The sequence below is a fragment of the Terriglobus sp. TAA 43 genome (assembly GCF_000800015.1).
Lineage (GTDB): Bacteria > Acidobacteriota > Terriglobia > Terriglobales > Acidobacteriaceae > Terriglobus.
In genome coordinates this window covers 211390-232467 of the sequence record NZ_JUGR01000002.1, presented here as the reverse complement: position 1 = coordinate 232467, position 21078 = coordinate 211390, and the positions used below count along the sequence as shown (strand labels likewise).

Annotated in this window: 17 protein-coding genes; 8 read left to right on the top strand and 9 right to left on the bottom strand. The window is 53.9% G+C overall.

Annotation, left to right across the window (positions count from 1 at the left end):
* Nucleotides 1-34 precede the first annotated feature (34 nt).
* On the top strand, nucleotides 35-799 hold the full coding sequence (locus M504_RS15585) for a c-type cytochrome (RefSeq protein WP_052200908.1): 765 nt from the start codon (nucleotides 35-37) through the stop codon (nucleotides 797-799).
* Entirely contained in the window at nucleotides 796-2472 is a 1677-nt protein-coding gene (locus tag M504_RS15580) for an acido-empty-quinoprotein group A (protein ID WP_232296317.1), read from the top strand. Before M504_RS15585 ends, M504_RS15580 begins: the two co-directional genes overlap by 4 nt.
* 15 nt (nucleotides 2473-2487) lie before the next feature.
* Here the strand turns inward: M504_RS15580 and M504_RS15575 are convergent, their stop codons facing one another.
* Together M504_RS15575 and M504_RS15570 are read right to left on the bottom strand one after the other, a co-directional pair.
* The gene (locus M504_RS15575; RefSeq protein ID WP_047495509.1) at nucleotides 2488-4044 is read right to left on the bottom strand and encodes a glycoside hydrolase family 27 protein; all 1557 of its coding nucleotides are present in this window, start codon (nucleotides 4042-4044) and stop codon (nucleotides 2488-2490) included.
* Nucleotides 4045-4217: 173 nt separating this feature from the next.
* Nucleotides 4218-4790, bottom strand: a complete 573-nt coding sequence (locus M504_RS15570) for a carboxymuconolactone decarboxylase family protein (RefSeq protein ID WP_047495505.1) — start codon at nucleotides 4788-4790, stop codon at nucleotides 4218-4220.
* 175 nt (nucleotides 4791-4965) lie between these two features.
* On the opposite strand from M504_RS15570, the gene M504_RS15565 reads away from it, so the two are divergent.
* Together M504_RS15565 and M504_RS15560 are read left to right on the top strand one after the other, a co-directional pair.
* Entirely contained in the window at nucleotides 4966-6243 is a 1278-nt protein-coding gene (locus tag M504_RS15565) for an MFS transporter (RefSeq protein WP_052200907.1), read from the top strand.
* Nucleotides 6244-6245: 2 nt separating this feature from the next.
* Nucleotides 6246-6803 (top strand): carboxymuconolactone decarboxylase family protein, encoded by a 558-nt coding sequence (locus M504_RS15560; RefSeq protein ID WP_047495502.1) that lies wholly within the window; start codon nucleotides 6246-6248, stop codon nucleotides 6801-6803.
* 30 nt (nucleotides 6804-6833) lie between these two features.
* Here M504_RS15560 and M504_RS15555 read toward each other — a convergent pair whose 3' ends face one another.
* Both M504_RS15555 and M504_RS15550 read right to left on the bottom strand, forming a co-directional pair.
* The gene (locus M504_RS15555; protein ID WP_052200906.1) at nucleotides 6834-7604 is read right to left on the bottom strand and encodes a response regulator transcription factor; all 771 of its coding nucleotides are present in this window, start codon (nucleotides 7602-7604) and stop codon (nucleotides 6834-6836) included.
* A 270-nt stretch (nucleotides 7605-7874) separates the two neighbouring features.
* Nucleotides 7875-8507, bottom strand: a complete 633-nt coding sequence (locus M504_RS15550; protein WP_047496617.1) for a response regulator transcription factor — start codon at nucleotides 8505-8507, stop codon at nucleotides 7875-7877.
* A 758-nt stretch (nucleotides 8508-9265) separates the two neighbouring features.
* Here M504_RS15550 and M504_RS15545 point away from each other — a divergent pair.
* The gene (locus tag M504_RS15545; RefSeq protein ID WP_047495498.1) at nucleotides 9266-12121 is read left to right on the top strand and encodes a sensor histidine kinase; all 2856 of its coding nucleotides are present in this window, start codon (nucleotides 9266-9268) and stop codon (nucleotides 12119-12121) included.
* Nucleotides 12122-12341: 220 nt separating this feature from the next.
* On the opposite strand, the gene M504_RS15540 is transcribed toward M504_RS15545, so the two are convergent.
* The 5 genes from M504_RS15540 to M504_RS15520 all read right to left on the bottom strand — a co-directional run bounded on the left by M504_RS15540 (nucleotide 12342) and on the right by M504_RS15520 (nucleotide 19145).
* Nucleotides 12342-13496 (bottom strand): NAD-dependent formate dehydrogenase, encoded by a 1155-nt coding sequence (locus M504_RS15540; RefSeq protein ID WP_047495492.1) that lies wholly within the window; start codon nucleotides 13494-13496, stop codon nucleotides 12342-12344.
* 115 nt (nucleotides 13497-13611) lie between these two features.
* Nucleotides 13612-14034 (bottom strand): SRPBCC family protein, encoded by a 423-nt coding sequence (locus tag M504_RS15535; protein ID WP_047495487.1) that lies wholly within the window; start codon nucleotides 14032-14034, stop codon nucleotides 13612-13614.
* A 10-nt stretch (nucleotides 14035-14044) separates the two neighbouring features.
* The gene (locus M504_RS15530; protein ID WP_047495484.1) at nucleotides 14045-15061 is read right to left on the bottom strand and encodes an aldo/keto reductase; all 1017 of its coding nucleotides are present in this window, start codon (nucleotides 15059-15061) and stop codon (nucleotides 14045-14047) included.
* A gap of 329 nt (nucleotides 15062-15390) precedes the next feature.
* Nucleotides 15391-17370, bottom strand: coding sequence for an alpha-N-arabinofuranosidase (locus M504_RS15525; protein ID WP_047495480.1), 1980 nt, complete (start codon nucleotides 17368-17370; stop codon nucleotides 15391-15393).
* Nucleotides 17371-17450: 80 nt separating this feature from the next.
* Entirely contained in the window at nucleotides 17451-19145 is a 1695-nt protein-coding gene (locus M504_RS15520; protein WP_047495477.1) for a carboxylesterase/lipase family protein, read from the bottom strand.
* 464 nt (nucleotides 19146-19609) lie between these two features.
* Here M504_RS15520 and M504_RS15515 point away from each other — a divergent pair, with 464 nt between their 5' ends.
* Genes M504_RS15515 through M504_RS15505 form a run of 3 tightly spaced genes read left to right on the top strand, consistent with a single transcriptional unit; the run spans nucleotide 19610 to nucleotide 20993 of the window.
* Nucleotides 19610-20122: a YkgB family protein gene (locus M504_RS15515; protein WP_084214458.1), complete on the top strand. Its 513-nt coding sequence runs from the start codon at nucleotides 19610-19612 to the stop codon at nucleotides 20120-20122.
* A 9-nt stretch (nucleotides 20123-20131) separates the two neighbouring features.
* A complete protein-coding gene (locus M504_RS15510; RefSeq protein ID WP_052200905.1) occupies nucleotides 20132-20770 on the top strand; it encodes an RNA polymerase sigma factor in 639 nt (212 codons plus the stop codon).
* The gene (locus tag M504_RS15505) at nucleotides 20760-20993 is read left to right on the top strand and encodes a hypothetical protein (protein WP_047495474.1); all 234 of its coding nucleotides are present in this window, start codon (nucleotides 20760-20762) and stop codon (nucleotides 20991-20993) included. Before M504_RS15510 ends, M504_RS15505 begins: the two co-directional genes overlap by 11 nt.
* The last annotated feature ends 85 nt before the right edge of the window (nucleotides 20994-21078 follow it).

Genomic DNA, 21078 nt, shown 5'->3' with positions numbered 1-21078 from the left:
GTTTTCGGGAAGTGAGTGAATTTTGAGCAAGCATTTGCGGTTCATTTTAGGTTTCGCCCTGTCGATATGCGCTGCTGCGTCGGCGCAGTTTCCCAAGGCGGTGGTCGATCCTGTATCGGCGGAGCGCGGTGCAAAACTGTTCAGCAGCAACTGTGCGCGGTGCCACGGTGACGATGCCCGCGGTACGCCAGCAGGTCCGGACATGATCCGTTCTGAAGCCGTCCTGCGCGATCGCCGTGAGGCACTGCACGGTCGCGACCTTGGGCCTTTGCTCCGAACGATTCCGCAGCACAATTTCAAGTTCAGCGACAAGGAGAATGCGGACCTGTCGCAGTTTTTGACTCTTTCCATCAACAAGATTCTGCGCAGCGGCTACAACGACCAGCCCACGAATCTGTTGAGCGGCGACGCGAAAGCCGGCGAAGCATACTTCAACGGCGCAGGCGGATGCAGCAAGTGTCACTCGCCCACGGGAAATCTGGCGGGAGTGGGTAAGAAGTACACCACTGCGGCGTTACAGCAGAAGTTCCTGTTTCCCGGTAGCGGCATTCGCGGCGCTACCAAGTTGCTGGTCACCGTGAAGTTGCACAATGGCAAAACGTATAGCGGAGATGTGGTTCGTATTGACGACTTCAACGTGACGCTGCGAAGCGCCGACGGGGTTTCGCATACCTTCAGCCGCACGCCCGGAACAGTCGTTACCGTGGTTCATCCGTTTGCGGCGCACGAGGCCCTGCTCGATCAATACACCGATGCCGACATCCACAACCTGACTGCTTATCTGGACACGCTAAAATGACCGGCCTCGCGATGAAGTTTCGTAACCTGCCACTGTTCCTGCTTGCCGTCTGCATGCCGCTTCTGGCGCAGACGCCCGTAAATCAGAACAATCCGCACGACACCACTAAGCGCGATCCTAGAGAAGTTCGCACCGCGGCAACGCAGAAGGCACCCTCGGATGCAGGCGCGCCCAGCCTTGCCGACGGAGATTGGCCAACCTATAACGGAGACCTGTCCGGCCGTCGTTACAGCCCTCTGACGAAGATCAACACGACCAACGTCAGGCAACTGGAGCTGGCATGGACCTTCCGCGTCAACGAGACGTCGGGCGGTGGCCGTCGCATTTCATCCACTCCGCTTGAGGTTGACGGCGTGTTGTACTTCACTGTTCCCAGCCATGTGTGGGCGGTGGATGCTCGCACCGGCGTCAAGCTCTGGCAGTTCGATTGGAAGAGCAAGGGCGGAGAGGCTATCGGCAACCGCGGTGTGGCCGTTCGTGGCAATACGGTCTACTTTGAGACGGAAGACGATTACCTCGTCGCGATTGACCGATCCACCGGCCAGGAGAAGTGGCATGCGGAGATCGGCGAGGCTGAAGCGAATCGCGCGAAGTTCAATTTCGGCAGTGTTCCGCCCACCATCGTTAAGAACCATGTGATGGTAGGTGTCTCCGGGGATGACTTTGATGTGCCCGGCTTTGTCGAAGCACACGATCCAGAGACGGGGGCACTGCAGTGGCGTTGGTATACGCATCCCAACCCTGGGGAGCCGGAGGCGAAAAGCTGGCCCAACGACGAAGCCATGTTGCACGGCGGTGGCATGACGTGGGTGCCCGGAACATACGATCCGGAGTTGAACCTCTACTACTTTGGAACAGGCAATGCGCAGCCCGTCATTAACGGTGAAGCACGGCCGGGGGACAACCTCTACACCGGCACCATATGTGCACTGAACCCGGATACAGGCAAGCTGGTGTGGTACTTCCAACCCAATCCTCACGACACGCATGACTGGGATGCCGTGCAGACGCCGGTGCTCATCGATGGCGTGATTAATGGCCAGAAGCGCAAGCTGTTGGCGCAGGCGAGCCGTAACGGTTGGTTCTTCGTACTGGATCGCACGAATGGCAAGGCGTTGGTCAGCACACCGTTCGCTCACCAGAGCTGGACGCTCGGTCTCAACAGCAAGGGCCAGCCCATCCCAAACCTAGAGAAGATGCCTAAGCCAAATGGCTCGTTGGTGTCGCCCAACCAGTCAGGCGCGGCGAACTGGCATCCGCCTTCTTACGATCCGCAGACCGGACTGTTCTACGTCGCCGCATCCGACGCCTATAGCGTGTACTACGTCTTCGACAACAACAAGAAGCCTGAAGGATGGGCGGGCAATGATCGAGGCGGCTACTCGAGATTTGCGTTGCGCGCGCTGGACTACAAGACGGGCAAGCTGAAATGGGAACACCCGTGGATTGCCGGTAGCGCACGTTCCGGCATGCTGACCACGGCGGGCGGCCTGCTGTTCACGGGCGACACCGTCTCAAGCTTCGTTGCGTTCAATGCCGCGACAGGTGCAATCCTGTGGCACGCGGGGCTGGGCAACCCGGTCACCAACGGCCCAACGACGTTCGTGCTTGATGGGCAGCAGTACGTTACGGCTGCAGCCGGTGACACCTTGTATGCCTTCGTGTTGCGATAGCGACGGGCGGTGCCCTTATGGCGTGACCCGCAGGAGAACCACGCCGTGGACCGGCACGTTTGCCTGATACGTGGCGCCGCTTACGTTGACTGGTTCGTGTTTCCAGAGATCACGCACTTTGAATCCGGGGCGAGTGGAGAGGGCAGTCCAATCCAGGCTGGCGGGTGCGGGTGCGTTGCCACGGTTGAAGAGGCCGACGATGGTCGATCCATCTGACATCAAGCGGGTGAGTACTTCTACGCTTCCTTGCTTCGCCTGTCGTTGTACGGGATGGACAGCGGGGTCCTGATCGATGGCGATGACATCTCCGTTCATAAGAATCGATTTCGTTTCTTCAGTCATGTTGCTCAGATCATTGCCTGCGATAAGCGGCGCGGACAGCAGTGACCACAGACTCATGTGCGTGCGGTACTCGTCAGCGCTCATGCCGCCATTACCCACTTCGAGCATGTCAGGGTCGTTCCAGCGGCCCGGGCGGTTGTAGGTTGCGATGTCAATCTGCGAGAAGCCGATCCTGTCCATGGATTCCCACTGATCGCGAATGTCCCCCGTGGTTCGCCACAGGTTTCCACCGGCCTTATAACCCCACTTCCACGGATCGTTCTCGCCGTACTGGCAAAGGCTGAAGACGATTGGACGGCCAGTACTCTGAAGGGCCTCTCCCATTTTCTGATAGAGGGCCTGATGGATCTCGGGCGTGGATTTGTAGATATTGCGCGCGCTGCAAAGGTCGTACTTTAGGTAATCGATACCCCAGGACGCGTATGTCTTCGCGTCCTGCGCTTCATGGCCAAAACTGCCTGTGTATCCGGCACAGTTCTTGGGTCCTGGCGAAGAGTAGATTCCAAGCTTCAAACCTTTGGAATGGACATAGTCAGCCAGCGCCTTCATGTCGTGAAACTTCTGGTTCAACTGGATGTTGCCGTTGGCGTCGCGGCCACCCTCCCACGTGTCATCAATGTTCACGTAGATGTAGCCCATCTTGCTCATACCGGTGGATACAAGTGCGTCCGCAGCGGCACGCACATCTGCTTCTGTAACGCGACCTGCGAACTTGTTCCAGGAGTTCCATCCCATTGGCGGCGTACGCACCAGGCCGTTGTCTGGCAGGTCGCGTAGTGCGGGAAGCGGAAGTGGCGCGGGTGGCATGGCTGCCTCACGCGTGCTGCGCACTGCATCGCCCGTCATGGTTTGGCCGCGAAAGCCGGTGGAGGTAAGCGTGATGGTTTCGCCATTCAGGGTGCCGTCGTATACCGTGGGCCGCCCTCCAAAACCGCCGGGAGCTGCATTGGGCGGTGGAGGAGGGGGAACGGTAGCGAGGTGAACCTTGCCGGCCTCGATGCTGCCTTGCATGGGAATTCCATTTGGGTCGCGGCCGTACCACTTGCCCGTCAGGGTATTGCCGTTCTGAGTAAGTTCGAAGAAGGTTTCGCGAAAGGTACCATCCCCGTTCGGTACGCGGAGATCCCAATACCCGGTCAGATTTCCCTGTGCATGGGCAGCCGCAGCCGTAAGCAGCACTCCAGCGGCAAAACACACAAACTTACGATCCATGCGGACGCGAATGCTCATGAACATTCCTCGAAACAGCGTGATCAGTGGCAGCCGTACTGTCTCACGACGGCTGCACTGGCCCACTAATGTAACTGAAGGAATGTGACAAAACGCAAGGAATCAATTGCATGAATGCGAACCGGGCGAGAGATGGCGTGTTATCCCACAGACATCTGGTCGGAGCGGTTAGTTCAGGATGAACTGGCCACCGAAGGAAGATACTCCTTGCTCATCTCCACATATCCCTCACGTGCAGTCTTCTTACCGCGTTCGAGGTAAAGAGCCTCATCACGAGGTTGCCACGTGTCCAGCCCGTCGACGTATCGGTTGTACATGCAAAAGGCCGCAGCGATAAGTATTGTGTCGTGGATCTCCACGTCGGTAGCGCCTTGCGCACGGGCGGCAGCAATGTTGGTGGAGGTAACGTTTTTGCCGCCGGTCTGCACCCTGGCTGCGATGACAAGGAGTGTCTTGAGCTTTTCTGAAATCTCTGCAGACATAAAATCTGCCTTCACGCGCTTTACCAGATCGTAGTCGTCGTCCAGGCACGCTGCCGCGATGGACCCGTGCACCGTCTGGCAGAAGTAGCAGTCATTCAGATAGGAGACATAAGTGGCAATCAACTCGCGATCCGCCTGTGGCAGGGAGTTTGGCGCGTGCAGCAAAACCTCCACCAGTTCATTCAGAGGCTTTGCTGTTTCAGGCCGAAACGCCATGGCGCTTCGGATGCCTTGTAGACCTTCAGGGAGTTGAATGTGTGGCACCGATCTCTCCTGGTTACGTGATTGCGAGAAAGCATAAACCGGTATCGCACGAAGAGGATAGATCTAAACCGCATATCCAACTTTAGATTGAAGACAAGATCGCGTTCCGCTGCCTACTATTCGCATGGATCAGCAAACAACTTTGGATTGTGCCCATAGAAGGACATCGGAACGAATGCCTGATCCAAGCACCTCTGAAATAAACGACGAACGCTCGATTCGGTATCCGGGCTGGGGCATAACGGCAGCGGCGTTCGTGGGTGTGATGACGAGTTTCTCGCCTATCGTCCCTTACACCTTTAGCCTTTTCCTAAATCCTCTTCATACTGCCTTTGGCTGGAAGCGCGAAGCGTTGGATGGCTCGTTTGCAATAGCCGCCATCACGGTAGCCGTGGTTTCTCCCTTCCTTGGAATGCTGCTGGACCGTTTCCCGCCACGCCGCGTCATTCTTCCTTCGATCGTTGTCTTCGCATTGGCACTGGCATCGCTCAGCCGCTTGAATGGTGACATCCACCGCTTCTACCTGACGTTTTTCGTCCTAGGGTTAGTCGCAAACGGCACCGCGCAGTTTGCTTATGCGCGAACGGCGCTTACTTGGTTTCAGAAACGACGCGGCCTGGCACTCGCTTTGATTCTGACCGGCAGCGGCGTTGGGTCAATTCTTATACCGCCTTTGACTCAGTGGACAATTACACATCAAGGATGGCGAAGCGCTTACACCCTTCTGGGTGGCATCGCCCTGATTGGTCTGCCGCTCACTGCCTTGCTGGTTCGAAACCGTCCCATCCCCAATCTCGATCTAAGCAGCGCAATGCCCGCTGGCATGTCCGTCAAAGCATCTCTGGCAAGTACTGCGTTCTGGGTTCTTTGTGCGATCACAATATTGTCTGCATTCAGCGAGAACGGCCTTGTCACCAATCTTGCCGCCATCCTCACGGGCCATGGCCTTAGCGCAGAAAGCGCGGCACTCGCTCTGTCTGTGCGGGGCGGAGCGGGGATCTTAGGCAGGCTATGTGTCGGTCTTCTGATCGACCGCTATTCGCCACAGCGCATCCAGACGATCATCCTGTTGCTCTCTGCGCTGGGCACGCTTGTACTCGCCTTTGCCGGTTCCTCCCTCATGGCATTGCTCGGAGCTGCACTACTCGGAGTGGGCCTGGGAAGCGAAGCAGATGTTCTTCCGTATCTCCTTGCGCACTACTTCGGCCGCAAGCATTTCTCAGTGCTGTACGGTCTCACCTGGACGGCCTATGCAGTGGGAGGCGGCACAGGGCCCGTATTTATTGGCCATCTGTATGACACCGCTGGCTTCTACCATTCGCGCTTTATCGTCTACCTGGCAGGAGTTGCTGTCGCCGCTGCAGCAGTGAGCCTGGCACTTCGAAGCGAACGCAACGGAGCGTTGCACGCTTCCAACCTGAATTTTGCAAACCCTGATTTATCGGAGGAGTAGCTATGCCGCACATCGATCTGCCCGAAGGTATGCCCGGAATTACTGCCGGCTTCAGCTTCCGCCCCGAGACTGCCAAACCTATGCGCGAACTCGCTCATGTACTTCTGCACACATCGGGCAATGAAGGCTTAAGTTCTGCCGACCGCGAACTCATCGCATCGTTCGTCTCGTCACGTAACGACTGTTTCTTTTGCCAGACGAGTCACAGTTTCGCGGCGGCCCACCTCCACCCGGAAGGGATCGATGCCATCGACGCCGTGTGCAGAGACTACCTTTCAGCGCCCATTCCAAATAAGCTCAAGGCTCTCCTTGCAATCGCTGAAGCAGTTCAAATCGACGGAAAACGCGTCACGAAGGAACTGGTCGAAAAAGCGAAAGAGGCAGGCGCGACTGACACCGATATTCACGACACGGTTCTGATCGCCGCTGCCTTCTGCATGTACAACCGCTACGTTGACGGCTTGGATACCTGGCAGCCGCGTGACACTATGGCTTATGTAGCGATGGGAAAACGCATGGCCGAACAGGGGTACTCCGGGGAGCCTGGACCACAGAAATGAGACGGGAGCTGGAAACGAATCGAGTCATCTTTACCCTGTATCGCTGTACACAAAGGAGGTTTCTCCGTAGGCATCGAGCTTGAGTGTCATGCGAACAAGATCAGCAAAGGAGGCGGCGCTCATTTTTTGCATTGCTCGCCCACGGTGCACTTGAACAGTGTTTTCAGCAATATTCATTTCAGCGGCCGTCTGTTTGTTCAAGAAGCCACGGACCGCATAACGCACTACTTCGGCTTCACGACGGCTTAGGGATCGCCAGCGATTGAGAAGGGCTTCCTGTTCCAGGCGGACGATTCGGCTGAATTTGTCTTTTTGAAATGCACCCTCCAGCGCGTCTAGCAATCTCAATGAATCGAGCGGCATCGTCAGAAAATCCTGTGCGCCTTTCTTGATAGCCTGCACACAATCAGGAATCTCTCGACTGTTAGAAAGGAAGACGATAGGTGGTGACGTAGTTTTAAGCATGGATTCAAGATCCATTCCAGACAGGTCCGACAAACTCCGATTGATGAGCACGCAACTTGTGACCGGTGGCCGTTGATAAGCGAGATAATTGCTCGCGGATCGGAAAAATTTCGTCAATATCCGGTGTTGATCTAATAATTCTGAAATGTGGTCGACAAGGTCGTCATTGTCTGTGATGACATATGCAACCTTCGCAGTGTCACGAAGCATGCTCGTGCGATGCATTGCTGAATTGATTCCGATTCCCAAGTGCGTATCTTTAAGTCGTCCGCGTGCCCATCCATCTTGATCTGTTTCCGGAACGGTTCTTGTCTGGTATGGAATGGAGGTCGTCATTGTTCCCTCACTGCAACTCAATTTGCTTTGCGGCCAATCGATTTCGCTGATCGGATCGGGAGATCATCTTCAACGAAATGGCATCGTTGTTGTTCAGTATGTTTCACTCTTGGGGATTCGCAACACCCTAAAGGGTGAGATAACCATTGAGCGGCGATGAGAGAAACGGGCGGCGGATTCGCCAGCGTTGGCACTCACTGCTTTGAAGGTTGCGATGCTCGATCAGGACGACGTACTTAGAACAGAATTGGCTGCCGTAAGCCGCCGCGCTCAGGGTATTTCGAGGAAGCCCCGGCTTAGAGCAATCAAAACTGCGTGAGTGCGATCATTCGCGGATAGCTTCGCCATCACGTTTTTCATATGGCTTTTGACAGTCTCTTCGGATATTGAAAGCAGTCGCCCGGCATCTCTGTTGGAATTGCCGCTGGCAACCAGTCGTAGTATTTCGATTTCGCGCGGGGTGAGATCATCAGCTTGAAATCGCTCCGTTAGAATTTCGGAGACTTCTGGAATGATTCGGCGTAGACCTTTATGCACTTCTTTAATCGTCCGCACGAGTTCGGTGCGAAGTGAGCTTTTAAGAAGGTATCCAACTGCGCCCCCGGAGATGGCGCGCGCGGCATGCACGTCTCCGCGATAAGTGGTCAATATCACGATCCTGGCGTTGGGAAATTCGTTCCGAATAACTTCTAGAGCATCGAGCCCACTCATCCCCTTCATCTGCAAGTCCATGAGAGTTACATCGGGTCGAAGTCTTCTAAACGCCTCAATTGCTTCTTTTCCACTGGAGGCACACCCTACAAGCTCCATGTCATCACGAAGCTGGAGCGCAAAAGAGATCCCATCATGAACGAGTGGATGATCGTCAACGCATAGAACGCGAATTTTTGCTTCGCTCGACATACTGACGCCGGAATGGAAACGGGCAGGCCAAACGTAGAACAACAAGAACCGAAAGGCATCACCCAAAAGAGTGTGTCACTCTCGAATTCTCGTGTCCATAATTCAAGCGTGGAGACTTTATACCGTTATCCCCGAGGCGCTGGAGCAGTAGGGCGCCTGCTCGTCAGAATTTCCAGTTGTATCCTCTTGTTTTCAAACGGAGTTCCTTTTGCTCTCACGGGAAACTCATTTACCGACTTTGGGGTTTCCATCGTGGCTGGAGTCGGTATATGCCTTGGGACCTTCACCTCGGTGATCGGAATCGTCGCTGCGAGCCTCACACTTTGGTCCTTCGTAACCGAGCATTCAAGCTACCTGCTCGTTCATCTGGCGACCTTGATCCTGAACATCGCTATCGCTATTTTGGGCCCTGGGGCGTTCTCCATTGACGCTCTCCTTTTCGGTCGGCGACGTGTGATTCGTTGACCTTTCACAATCTGATCGCCGTTAATTCTCATGTGATGTTGGACAGAAAATCATCCTCCTATTCGTCCGTTGAGAACTGTTAGGGGGAGTGTTAACATGCTTCACCGATGCGGTGATCATTAAAGGCAATGGCTAGGTCACTCAGTCCGAACTGTCTAAGAGCAACGCTCTTCGTCGCAGTTATTTGGGCTTTGATGATGTCGTGTAGGCCCTCGTTTTCTCTCGAGTCCGATCGCAACGTAAAGCAGCTTTACCACACCGCGTGGACCGCAAAAGATGGCGCTCCTTCACAGATGTCCGGCATCACAAGAACGACCGATGGCTATCTGTGGCTCGGAAGTCAGCTGGGTCTTTTTCGTTTCAACGGTCTGCGCTTTGAGGCCTATAAACCACCTCCTGGCGTGACCTTTCCTTCCTCCAGCATCCTGAACGTGCTCGGTACTCGGGATGGTGGTCTGTGGGTATCCTTTTCTTCTTTCGGTGCGGCGTACATAAAGGAGAGTAAGGTTCAACTCTTCGAGGCTCCCGATCTCAAATTGCACTCTTTTACCGAGGACCTTAACGGTCGAGTCTGGGCCACCAGCCTGGACCACGTCCGTTATTTTGACGGGATCGCATGGAGGGAATATGTCGATCCTGTACTGTCTGGGCGACGGATCTGGAGCCTCTTCTGCGACCGATCCGGAGGTTTATGGGGTGCCACCGATAAGGGCCTCATTTTTCTTCCTCGCGGGAAGCAGTCGTTCCATCAAGTCGGTCCATCCAGAACAGTGACGCAGGTTGGACAATCGCCGGATGGAGAGCTGTGGATGGCCGATTGGTCCGGCCACATTCGCACTGTTTTCGGCACTACCGGCTCGGGTCGTCTTCAACCCCTCGACCTCGGAGTGAGCGCGAGTTTTCTGTTCGATCGTGATGGAAGCATCTGGGGCTTAACCGGAGGCAAAGGCGTCGTGAGGCAGCGACTCCACAACGACGGTAGCCATGACATCGGTGACGGAGCTGCTCCCGGTGTGGAATGGTTCGCTTCGAAAGACGGCTTGAGCGACAACTTTATCGCCAATGCAATTGAAGATCCGGAAGGCAGCATTTGGATCGCTACACTCCGTGGTTTGGATAGGTTCCGATATAGCGCCTTTGCTCCGATGGAAATGAATTTTCCGGCGAAAGACTTTACTTTGCTGGCATCACAGCAAGGCGGCATATGGGCAGGGAGTAGTGCATCGGCTGCGATCTCTCTACTTCATATAGAGACTGCTGAAGCTAAGGGGCCGAGGACACGAGTTGCCAGCGTTTGCCGTGATTCAAAAGGTATTGTTTGGTGGGGCGCGCAAGGAGGTATCTGGAGACAGGAGGGAGATCGTTTTTCGTTCTATCCGCAACCGAAACAGTTGCCTATTGATTTTGTCTGGCAAGTGATCCCAGCGAATGAGACCGGCGGATTGTGGGTACGCATGGGAGACGTCGGCTTGATGCATTTCAAGAATGGCATTTGGTCGGGTACGGAAGGATTTCCAGGCTTACCCAGCACTTCGCCAAGCGCGGCTTTTCATGAGAACGAGTTGCGTTCCTGGTTCGGCTATCGGGATAACCGGGTTCTCTCGTTGGATCGAGGAAAAGTTAAGGTCTATACCGCGGAGGACGGCGTCGATGTGGGACGCGTTCGAACCATTCAAGGGAACAAAGGTCTGGTCTGGATCGGTGGGGATGTGGGACTAGAACTGCTGTTGAGAGATCGGTTTATCCACATTCGTGCAACCGATGCGACACCGATTGGACAAGTCAATGGAATCGTTGAAGCATCGGATGGATCGCTATGGCTCAACGAGATACACGGCCTATTGAGAATTTCCTCGGCTGACATCAAGGCAGTCTTAAACAATCCCGGTCATGTGGTCGCACCGCGTAAGTTTGATTCCTTGGATGGGTTGCCTGGTGCTGGCCAATCCTCGGGAAGCTCTACGATTCTGGAGGCAAACGACGGTAGAATCTGGATCGCAACAGACGGTGGCATTGCATGGGCCGATTTCAATCGCCCGCACGTGAATACATTTAAGCCTCCTGTGTTTGTCACGGGAGTCCACACAAATACTGAAAATTACTCGTACGACAGGAATGTGAAGCTCGCCGCCGGTACCACGACTGTGCGCTTTACGTACGAAGCGATGAGCCTTTCTATGCCGGAGCGAGTGCGATTCAGATACATCCTCCACGGCGTGAACGATTATTGGCATGATGCGGTATCTTCTCGCGATGCGACTTACAACAACCTGTCTCCTGGTCAGTATCAGTTTGTAGTTATCGCTAGCAATAGTGACGGAATCTGGAGCCCAACGAGCGCCTCTATCGATTTTTCGATCCTGCCGCTGTTCTATCAAACCTTATGGTTTCGGTTGCTTGTGCTGGTTGTCTCTGTCATGTTGCTGTGGATACTTTTCCTGGTACGTCTTCATCAATCAAACGAGCGGATCGAAGCGAAACTTAGCGAGCGCATGATGGAACGCGATCGCATCGCGCGCGAACTTCACGACACGCTCCTTCAAGGCTTCCAGATGCTCGTTCTCAGGTTTCAAGTAATCGCAGACACAATCGCGCCAGAAAATCATCTCAGAAGCATGATGGAGGATAGCCTGTCTCGTGCGGAACACTCATTGCAGGAAGGACGCGATAAGGTAGGTGCTCTCAGATCGGAAAGCGAGCCGGGAGATGACCTGGCAGCGGACCTTGCTCGTTTCGGCCACGAAGCGACCGCGGAAAGTGAGTCAAAGTTTCGCTTGACCATTGAGGGAGGGGCAAGGCCGATTCACTCTGTTGTGTATGAGGACATTCAGATGATTGCTCGTGAGGCAATCACGAACGCATCCCGGCATGCAGGAGCGACAATCATTGAATGTGTCATCCAGTTCGCTCCACGGCACTTCTTGTTCGTGTGCCGAGATAATGGCTGCGGCATTTCCAAAGATATGCTCGAAGGCAAGGGGCGGCGCGGGCACTGGGGTTTGATCGGAATGCAAGAGCGCGCGGCGAACATCGGAGGTTCTCTTCGAGTCACGCCAGTCGAAACTGGAGGCACTCAAGTTGAGCTGAGATTGAAATCTGGAATCGCGTATGCCTCGGAGATTCCACCTGATCCTCTCCATGCAGTTTGATGCGTAGGCATCGAGGCTTGCGGGTTCGGCGATTCGCTGTATTTCAGTGTCTGCCGGATGATTCTAGGAAGAACGTCGCTTGCTTCCATGGCGACTATGCGAAACTGGTCGTGGTGTAGGTGCACCGAATCACACTACGTATGTACTCGGCGCACCATCCGTTCAACATCTCTACGTGCAGTGACATATACCTGCCCATAATCCATTAGGAAGCGATGGATTAGACGGTATAGGCCTTGGCTCCAGTTCCTGCGAGTTTGCCGCCATCAACAATCACATACTCTTCTCGAAGAGGCCGCTTTTCGAACCAGGATTCAAGAATTTCTCTTGTGCCTGCGGCGTATCGTACCTGAGCCGACAACGACGTTCCCGACATATGCGGTGTCATGCCCTGATAAGGCATGGTTCGCCAAGGATGATCTTTCGGGGCGGGTTGTGGGAACCATACATCTCCGGCATATCCCGCAAGATGACCATTTTGAAGATTCCGCACAATGCCATCGCGGCTGCAGATCTCTGCTCGTGCAGTGTTCACGATGTATGCGCCCCGTTTCATCTTCGCGAGCATCGCATCGTTGAACATATTGAGCGTTCCGGGATGAAGCGGCGCGTTGATGGTGATGATGTCGCAAACCTCGGCCATGTCTTCCACCGTAGGATGAAATGTAAGACCAAGTTCCTTCTCCACAGCTTCGGGAAGACGATGACGCTGGTAGTAATGCAGATGAGTCTGAAAAGGTTTGAGCCGACGAAGAACTGCAAGACCAATCCTCCCGGCTGCAACTGTACCCACATGCATGCCCTCGAGATCATAGGAACGTTCGACACAGTCGGCGATGTTCCATCCGCCTTTCTCTACCCACTCATGGGCGGGAAGGTAGTTACGAACGAGTGCAAGAATCATCATCACCGCATGTTCGGCTACGCTGATGCTGTTCGATCCTGTGACCTCGGCCACAGTCACGCCATGCTTGATTGCGGATTCTAGATCGACATGATCTGATCCGATACCAGCAGTAAGTGCGAGCTTCAGCTTCTTCGCCTTTTCGAAGCGTGCTGGAGTCAGGTACGCGGGCCAGAAAGGCTGAGAGATAACGATGTCTGCATCTGGCAGTTCCTGCTCAAAAACGGAATCCGGGCCGTCTTTATCTGAAGTCACGACAAACGTGTGACCTTGATCCTCAAGGAATTTCCTTAGCCCCAACCCTCCGGTTACGCTTCCCAAAAGATGTCCGGGAACGAAATCGATAGCTTTGGGAGTAGGGGCTCTTTGGCCATCTTCGTAAACCTTGATCTCCGGAACTGCATCCCGGGCATATGAGGTCGGATAACCGTTAACCGGATCGTCGTATAGAACGCACAGTATCTTAGCCATGTCTTTAATCTCCAAAAGGAATTCGTGATTGTGAGACAAAATGGTCTCGTGACGGCAGCTACGCTGCCTCTTGTTTATCCAGGCGGGCTCCTGATGAGCCCGCCTGAAACAATCGCTATTGCTTGGCGGAATAGTGAGAGGCCAAGGCTTTCAAGCCATCCGAAAAGATTCCTTGGAAGAGCTTGTGTGCCTCTTCATCGGTAACGCCCTTCGGCGTGAAATGTCCCGACCACTCCACACGCGATCCTTTGTCGCCGTCGTTCGGTGTAACTGTGATGGTCGCGAGATATCCCGTAACAGGGAAGGGCGCCTGCACAATCGAATAGCTGTAAGTTCTTGCATGAAGGTCGTAGTTCTCTAACCGCTCTACAATCGTTTGGCCATTCGGATTGTTTAGGTGACGGACGCGTCCTCCATCCGTGACTTTGCTGTTGGGGATATAGGGAAGCCAATCCGGCAACGAATCGAAGCCGCCTATCAGCGCCCACACTTCGTCTGCCGGTACCTTGAGGTCAATCGTTGCTTTTGCTGTAGCCATGGAGAACTCCTTATTTGCCGTCGATGGGGAGGGGAGCGTCTGGCGATACCAGTTCCTCTTTGCGAAGGTTGTGCCAGAAATCATCCGGTACCACTGTGTTTAGGGCCGCGTGATCTTCTGCAATTCGCTCCGGTTTACTTGCGCCTGGAATCACTGCGGCGGATGCCGGATGACTCAGAGAGAAGTGCAACGCCGCAGCCTTGATGGGGATATTGAATGTGTCGCAAAGTTGTTTGATCTTTTGGACTTTGGCCAAGATCTCTGGAGATGCCGGAAGATATTCGAAGTGTGTTCCACCAGCAAGGACACCGGACGAATAAGGTCCACCGACAACGATGTCTACTTTCTTTGCTGCGCAAGCGGGCATCAAGCGCTGAAGAGCCTGCTTATGATCGAGGATGGAATATCGACCCGCCAAGAGAAATGCATCAGGATGGATTTGCTCCATTTCGATCGTCAACTCACAGGGTTCGACGTTGTTCACTCCAAGACCCCAAGCTTTGATGACTTTTTGATCGCGTAACTTGCTCAACGCAACCATGGCACCGCGATGGGCCGTCTCAAACTGCGCGATCCAATTGTCCCCGTGAAAATCTCGAGCGATATCGTGAATCCATACGAAGTCAAGATGATCCACGCCCATACGTTTGAGGCTGTCTTCGATCGACTTCATTGCGCCTTTTTCGGTGTAGTCGTAGGAGATCTTGTTCTTTCGTCCATATTTGAAGAGATCGCCCTTCTCGCCAAAGGTTTGGACTCCCTCTTCGAGTTCGTTGGAAATAATGCGGCCAACCTTCGAGCTAAGAATGTATTCGGACCGCTTATATTTCGAGAGTGCTTTCCCTAAGCGAATCTCAGATAAACCAGCCCCGTAAAAGGGGGCGGTATCGAAATAACGCGTCCCCGCATTCCATGCCGCATCGACAGTTGCTTCAGCTTCGGAGTCACTGATGTTTCGATACATGTTTCCTAAGGGTGCCCCTCCGAATCCTAGCGGCCCGTTCAGCAAGTAATTTCTGATGCCCATGATGTTTCCTACCTCTCACAGATTGCGAAATGAATTGAGTTTCACTGTTATCGATCGAGACTCTTGATAGAGTTGTCGATCCAGTGAATCCTTGTGAGTAGTCTTCGCCGGTTCGTCCCGCGGAACAATTCCATGATTAGTGAAAGTGACCGCCATCAATCATGCATCGTTCTTTCACTCGAAAGGGGGTTGCCGACATCAATCTCAGCCGTCGTTTCGATATAAGCTTGTGTTGCTGAAAATCGGCGCGCGAGATTGCGAAGATACTATTCGTATCGCATGTGAGAGAACGACCAAGAAGACCGTCGTTCGACATATTGAATGGAGAATTAGCTGAGAGAACGGATCTCGAGTACCGCCACAGTGTAGGGAGGCAGTGGAAGGGAAAGATTTTTCGTATATTCCAGTCTGGTAGTCATCGCATTGAACGCATCAGGATGGTCGATTGATGCTGTTGTTGTTATTCCCCTACTGATGCGATGAAGTGTGGCCGTTGCAGATGTGGGGATATTCTTGCCTTTCAATCGCACAAGGACTGTATTCTCGCGTCCTTCGTAGTTAACAGCCTTCACAACGATTCGTTTCCAGTCTGTGCTTGCAGTCACTACCGTATCGATGGAGTCAGGATTCCAGCCTTTTGGAATCGCTGTAGAGACTTTGTCGATCAATAACGCAGGATCGTCGACGGGTTGGAAGCTTCCTTTCGCGGAAGCAACGAGACGTTCCGCATAGTGCTCCCGAAACAATTGCGAGACCGGGTAGCTGCCGCCGGGAAACCAGGTGACATGATCGTGGTAAATCGCGGCTGTCCAGGTTGGATCGTCAGTAGTATTGCGCATGAGAAGGGCAGGGCACGTCATCGTGAGTCCCGGGCCAAGTTCCTCATACATCATGAGGCTACCCGCAGCATGGAGGCCGGCACGCCAGTCATACGTGTGTTGCAGGCTCCACTCCAGCACGCCTATTTCAAGGTGTGAGTGTCTTGAATTGCGAATGTAATCGCGTAGTTTTTCGAGATAGTTGCGGATGCGACCGATACCAGTCTCAAAGTTGGCCGGCTCGTATTCGTAGTTGTGACAACCCAACAGGTCAAAGTTGGCACCTGCCAGATCGATGACCGTTTCACTCCAGTCCATATCGTTGGAACGTTTTTGGCCGCAGGCGATAATCTTCGCGTTTGGCGCGACCTCCCGTAATCGCGGGCCAAATACATTGACGATCCCGGCATAGGCCTCTGCGGTAAAGCCGTTGTTCATCGGCTCGTTGTCAATCTGTAAGAGTCGAACGTTGTAAGGTTCAACATGCCCGTTTGCTGCACGGAGGTTCCCCCACTTCGTTGTCGGTGGATCATTCAGATAGTGCACCCACTCCAGCGCGTACTGAACTTCTTCTTCCGAGGTGTTCTGTGCTTTCAATGTGATGAGTGGTTCTGCTCCTACTGTCTTGCATAGGTTTAGAAATTCATCCGTGCCGAAACCGTAATAATCGGAATACCCGCCCCAAAAGACATTAGGGTGATATCCCCTCGTTTCGTATGGGCCGATGCCTTCTTTCCACCGATAAGTAGATGCGAAGGATCCACCAGGCCAGCGGATGAAAGCAGGCTTCAAATCTTGCAAAGCTTTCAGCAGATCAGGCCGAAACATTCCGCTTTCTCTTACGTCTGCACGCGCAAGAGAGACAAAGTCAAGTAAAAGGGAACCGCGGTCCGTCGCGGTAAGTTCAATCGAGGCTTGTGGGTCGCGAACCGTGCTCGTGAAGTGAAACGACACGCGATGCCATTCCCCTTGCTTCAAGTTCAGCGGTACGGTCGCGATTGGTTTGTTCTCTGAGCTAAGGACGTGCAAAGACAGACGCGGATTGCCTTCTTCCTGTTTCACCCAAAGGAATCCGTCGTAGTCTATGCCTTGCTCCACGAAGATGCGCTTCTGAGAAATCGAAACGCGTCCATTCTGAACGTTCATGCGGACCGCTTTCGTACTGTTCTGAAAGCGCGAGTCTACGAGCTCGACATGGCCGTTGTTGGAGATCAAAGTCGTCCAGAACACCTCAAAATCTTTGCCTTCGAAACCGGCGCCACGGATCTGTTCTGCAAACAAACCATCTTCCACGGAGTGGTTGATGTGTTCGAGAAATTGCCCATAGATGCCACGATCGATCGTTCTGGTGGTTCTGTCGGTATCAACCAACAGAACGGTAATGGGATCGGTGGATCCTTCGTTCGCTTGTAGGAACGGCATACCTATAGAGGAGAAGGGCATGGTCGTTGTGAATGCGACCGTGCCACGGAGGAAGTGTCTTCTGTCCATTGAATGAGTTCCAGATCTAGAGAAGAGATTGTGGTCTAAGGAGCGGCTGCATCGCTCTCGGGTCATCGGCTTATTAGGTATTAGCTCAGAAGGGCGCGTCGCACTTCTCCATCCGGATCGTTTTCCATACGGCAGGCATTGTCGAACACCATTGTCTGGCAGTGCTTAGGATCACTTGGTGCCCACACCAGGCCCGGCTGACTGGGATTTCCTGTGCGTGCAAAATTCGCCCACGCCGTACTCATCTTTTTCGCCAAAGCCTGAGCCTGTGGGGTATTGCCTGTGCCTTGTTCACAATGCTTTGCGTTATCGAAACAGAATTGAAGTTCGGAGGTATGCCAGGCACCCGGTACGCCGTCGAGGATAGGCGTTTGCCAAGTGAAGTAATAAGCGTATGCGGGGGCAGCATGGAGGTCATGTTTTAACCCAGCCATCTTCGCAACGTTGTTGCGGACGGCGAGTCCATTCAGACCGGGATTCCCGCTGCACATATATGCCAGTGTCTGAATTTTCTTTTGCGGGTAGTTCTTTTTAAGACCCGCGATGATCGTATCGGCCTTCGTATCGCCGTAGGTCTTGGCCAAGCCCGCACGCCATTCGTCTTCGCTGGGCCGATAGCTCATACGATTTCCCTCCTCACTGACTGAGCCAATGAGCATGGGTATCATCTTCGAGATTTCCGGAGCCGCGTCGAAGAACGAACGCATGGTGATGTTCTTTCCGTCCACACACGGAGACCAGCCCACACGTGGCTTGCCAGTCGCACCAGGACCGCCTGTAGGAGGTCCCGATGGATTGATCTTTGCCACAGCAGCGTTGCCTGCTGCAATCAGCTTGCTCCACTCCATCTTTTGCAGCGATTGAATATCATTGGCGGCTAAGCCGAGGTCTTTCATGACCAGTTGAGTGACTTCCTTCTGCTGCTCTCGCGTGGGAATGTTCCCACCGCCTCCAGATTGAACAGAAGCCCTATGAAATAGACCGGATGCAGAAGGCATTCCCATCAGCGTTGTGACTTTTGAGCCGCCACCGGACTGTCCGTAGATCATGACGCGGTCGGGATCGCCACCGAAGTGTTCGATATTCTCGTGAACCCACTTGAGTGCGGCCACGAGATCGGTCATGCCAACATTGACGGAGTCTTCATACGCCGCCCCGCCCACCTCAGAGACATCAAAGAAGCCGAGCATATTGAGACGGTGGTTCACGGATACCTGGACGACTTCGTGATTGCGAGCCATCTGCGCTCCGTCATGCGCCGAAAGCTCATACGATGATCCGAAGCTGTAGCCTCCGCCGTGGATATAGAACATAACGGGCAATCGCGCATTCAGATCGGGAGTCCAGATGTTGAGCTTGAGCATGTCTTCGCTCAACCAGCCATCATTCCAATCCAACAAGAAGGATTGCTCGATCGCGGTCCATGCATGAAGGGTCTGAGGGCAGTTCGCTCCGTAGACCAGGCACGGCAATTCGTCACTCCAAGGTTTGGGAGCCTTCGCTGGCAACCAACGATTATCTCCACCGGTATGCTCGCCGTATGGAACGCCTTTGAAGGTGTATACGCCGTCGCTGAGATAACCCCGTACCTTGCCGTATGTCGTCTTGGCCACAGCACTTCGAGGAGTAGAGCAGGTTCCGGATTGCGGATGCGAACTCGGTTTGGTGGCTTCTGCTGCGTCTGCACTCGATACTGACAGGCCTAAGCCAGCGGAAGCCGAAAGTAGAATCGCTTCTCTGCGGCTCAAAAATCCGTTCTGACCAAGCCTGCTCATATTTCTCTCCCAATCGTCGATGTCGCAAGAATCGACCAAGCTTTATGAGGCTTGGACGCGCAACAAAAGTAGGGATGAGAGAGGTATGGTGTCAAGATAATTTCTCGACACGAAGTAAATAATCATCGGGCAGCGAGATCGAAGCGTTTCGACCGCCATGTCATGTTTACCCATCAAATTTCTAGAAATAATGCCATCTCGGCCGCCGGTCACGGTGAATCTAGCCGACGCCAATCGATAGCGTATGTGTTTAGTTTGTGAAGGAAAGAATGAGGCGAGAAATCTATGCGAAGAGTTTTGTGGCGAAACATCAGAACGTTCCGTTTGTATTGGCTGAGCACGCAGAGGTGGTTTTTTGAGGAGGCCGTTCTCATTCGAGGAATCTGGGGTACTGAAATAAATTTCACTGTGGGGCGTAAGAATCCTCACCTTCGCCGGGCCTAATAAAGCGGAGGTCATAGGCTATGACTCAATCGGCAATAACAGCGGATCGCAATCACGCGCTTACCACGAACACGACCCTTCTTCGCGCTGCGGAGTTGGCAGAGCACATTCTGCTTCGCTACGGACTCGCGCTGATTCTTCTATGGCTTGGCTGCATGAAATTTACTTCGTATGAAGCGCACGGCATCATGGGCCTGGAGGCGAACAGCCCGTTCCTGCGGCCGTTGCTTGCGGCGCTCGGTGTGCAGGGAATCGCGAATCTTCTCGGAGTTACAGAGATTGCGACAGCGCTTCTTCTCATTGTCGGGCGCTTTTTCCCACGGATCGGGCTCATCGGCAGTTCTATTGCCACCGTGATGTTCCTCACCACGCTGACCTTTCTTGTAACCACGCCCGGATGGGAGCCGAGCTTGGGTGGCTTTCCTGCATTGTCGAGTGCAGTTGGCCAATTTCTGGTCAAGGACTTCGTTCTGCTAGGAGCTGCCGTGTACACGGCACGCGAGAGCCTTATGCTTTTGCAAGACAACAAGTAGAGTGGGACGATGGTTGTCCGAAGCAGCTCGTCATGGTCCAACGAACAATGGCTCAGCGGTCTTCGCAGCGCAGGGTCTCATGGAGCCGAGGCTCATGAGGCTCTGCTCGGGTTGTTGTGCCAGGGACTACGTCGCGCCCTACGTGACAGGCCGGAGGCGATTTCGTGGGTGGAGGATTTTGCTCAGGACGCGGCAGTGCGGATCCTGATAGACCTCCATCAGTTTCGGGGCGAAAGTCAGTTTGCGACGTGGGCACTAGCGATTGCGATGCGTGTCGCGTTCGACGAGCTACGACGGAAGCGGTGGAAAGATGTGTCTCTCGATGCTCTGCTTGATTCTGGTGACGCGCATCATCCGTCCATGTGGCAGCGCCAGGACGCCAGTTTCGATCAACAAAGAATCTTCAAAGCTTTACGCCATGCGATTGAGACGCAATTGACTGTAAGGCAACGCACTGCACTCATTGCAGAGTTCAAAGAAATGCCTCAGACGGAGATTGCCCGTCATTTGGGTGTGACCCGCAATGCGCTATACAAGCTCACCCATGATGCGCGTAAGAATCTAAAACGTTGCCTATCGGAATCGGGGATCACAATGGAGACTGTGCGATGGGCGCTCTCAAACCAAGGAGACTTTGATGAAGCTTGATGAACGCCAACTGAGTGACCTACTCCGCACGTTGACGCTCACCGAGAACGCGGAGCTCAATTGTGAAGAGTGTCTTGCGGCCGTGGCCGCATATGCCGAAAGTGAGCTTGCAGGAAAGACCCCGACCGAGGCTTTCCATCAGGTGCAGCAGCATCTGAAAGTTTGCGCGGATTGCAACGAGGAGTACCGCGCCCTGCTCGAAGCGATTCAGGGTATCTCCTGACGGACGGACGGAGTAGGGATACTGTTTCTACACGTTCCCTTGTTTTGGCAGAGGTCCATCAAGAGAGAGCTTGAGAGTTTGTTCC